This window comes from Candidatus Sodalis sp. SoCistrobi (assembly GCF_900143145.1).
Taxonomy (GTDB): domain Bacteria; phylum Pseudomonadota; class Gammaproteobacteria; order Enterobacterales; family Enterobacteriaceae; genus SoCistrobi.
The window spans coordinates 1-2,446 of sequence record NZ_FRDB01000313.1 but is presented as its reverse complement, the minus strand read 5'-3'; the positions used below and the strand labels follow the sequence as shown (position 1 = coordinate 2,446).

Genomic DNA, 2,446 nt, shown 5'->3' with positions numbered 1-2,446 from the left:
AATATGTCACCAGGGTTTAATCTGACGTACAAGCTGTAAGCTTAAGGCAGAGTACAAACTCACCGGTAACATCCCAATGATCAGTTGGGGATCATTAACCTTTGAAAGTCAATGATCAAGATATAAGACGGAGTAAGCATTGGTCAAATCCCGGGCAGTCAGGGTAACGTCGCGTTCGGCGCCACGCGCTAGGCCCGGGAATACGGAGTCACGGGGGCAATGGCGCGCCGTGCGGGCACGCCGGGGCAGAAGAGCAGCGAAACGCCGTGCGGGCACGCCGGGCTATCAAAGCAGTAAAACAGGGTGCCGGCACGCGGGGTCATTAGGGCAGCGAAACGCCGTGCGGGCACTGCGCGTAATTAGGAATATATGGCGAGGTGAGACGTTAACTCGCCGGCGCTGGCCTCGCATCCTGCTCTGGCCTTAGCGTCGGGGACGGACGATGCAGATCAGCGCGGGTATAGACTTTGGTCACCGGCGCCACGCTAAGGGCTATCTGCTCCAGCAGATTCTGGGTTGGCGCCTTTTTGCCGTGCACGACCAACAGCAGCGGCAAAATAAGCATCGCCACAATTTGGCCGTTGGTCAGAAAACGGATATGCGTATGCCGACTGAATTGCATCAGCAGGAAAGAAGTACTTATCAGGTAGCCTAACGCCAGACCGGACACGACTTCAGACAGCGAATGCGCCTGAATGACCAATCGCGAAACGCCAATCGCCAATGCCAGCAGATAGCCTCCCGCCACCGCTGCGGCGCGTGGCGCAGGACGCGCGCGGCTAAACAGGATCCAAAGCATGACCGGCCAAATACTGGCCGACAGCGCCGAATGGCCGCTGAATCCCGTGAAATCATAAGTGCGGCTGCCGACTCCCCAGCCCATAAAGGCCAACTTCGAGGCGCAAACAACGCCACCGGCGAGACAGAACAGCATCAGCCACTGCCAGCAGGCCTGGCGGGCATCCGTTTTCAACAGCAGAACCACGACGATTAATCCCGCGCAAGGTAATAACAGCATGCTGTCGCCAAAAAAAGTAAACCAATGCCAACTCATGGGATCCCTTATAAGGCATAGGTATCTACACATCAGGGAGGAGGCTTAAGAGCAACTCTCGCTAAATGAGTAAGTTCTTCCAGACTATATTCCGATAATAATTTTAGTGTATTCAACAAGATGGATAGGCCAGCGAGCAGAGCAGGAGCGCTCTCTCTGCGGCCTCGCTTTTGCTGTCGTCCTGACAAGCGACATATCAGCTGGCGGGCTGCCGCATTTTCTTCTCCTTCAGCGCGTTGCAGCCGCCATACCAGAACAGCAGCCATACTGGCTATTAACAACCTGCGTAGTACGGCTGGCGCGCTGCGCTGAAGCCATGTTTCTACGTCATGTCCGGCACCTTTCAGCAACTTAAAAAATGATTCAATATTCCAGCGCCAGTAATACCAACGAGCTACTTCCTCGCAGGTGATCTCGCTGCAAACGTTTGTAAGCAGCGTCCAGCGTCCCACCACATTACCGAGATCATCCGTAAGCCGAACAACAACCAATCTGACCGTCAGAGGCTCTCCAGGTTGGATTTTTATGCGGCGGCCGGTTTCTTTATCTTTACGCTTCTGCTGCGCAGCTCGGGTTATGACTATCGAGGTTTCACTGATTTCCATATCAGCTTTTTTCCCTTTCCAGTCTACCTGTCCGCATCCGTTGTATGGCAGAAGAGCAGCAATCTCACCAATTTTCAATGAATTACCTTGCCACTCTGCACCATGTCCTTCTTTTCCTCGGATAAGCCAGCATATTCCTTGAGTACTCAACGTCCGCATATGTCCAATAGAGTCACCCTCTCTATCAATTATATGAATCAGCTTTTTACCTATATTAAGCGATTCCACACGGGCAATATCGGTCGTCAAGGCGTCCATATGTGTCTGCCGTTCGGACAGTCCTTCCGCCAACGTTGAATGACAACCGGTTGCATCGGTAAGTGTCTGAGATAGAGGCGCTATTGGCAAACCCGTGCCAGCATCAACCAGCAAGCTGCTTTGAAGTTCATATCCAACATCGCCACCGTGCGTCATTTTTAAGCGTCCGTATTTGGCATGATGGTAAAGAAATTGTAAACGTGACCAATCATGAACAACGAGAGCGTATGGATGCGGGCTAAGCGAAATTTGCTCAAGTGCTAGCGAAATAATTGGCTCATTGAGTTGACTGAAGCTAATTCGCTTATTATTCAGAAAACGCCAGACAGCTTGGGTAGTTGCGAAAGTTGATTTTTGAGCACTTGCGAGGTCTTTAACCGCAGAAGCAAGAAGAGCCGCGGGCGTCATATGCTGTTTAACCAGCGTCTGATATCGGCGGGTAAGGCGAGAGTCAATCCCGCCAACAGATAGGTTGAAATCATTCTGCAAAGTAATAACAGGTATCACGATAAATGTGTAGATACCTATG

Annotated in this window: 2 protein-coding genes; both read right to left on the bottom strand. The window is 51.7% G+C overall.

The features are described 5' to 3' along the window. Window positions 1–385 precede the first annotated feature (385 nt). Window positions 386–1,054 carry a phosphatase PAP2 family protein gene (locus tag CINSTRO3249_RS15065; protein WP_074013829.1) on the bottom strand — a complete coding sequence of 223 codons (669 nt, stop codon included), beginning with the start codon at window positions 1,052–1,054 and terminating at the stop codon, window positions 386–388. Between the two features lie 32 nt (window positions 1,055–1,086). Further along, window positions 1,087–2,446: flagellar biosynthesis protein FlhF (locus tag CINSTRO3249_RS15060; protein ID WP_254304262.1), on the bottom strand; the 1,360-nt coding region annotated here is incomplete at its 5' end.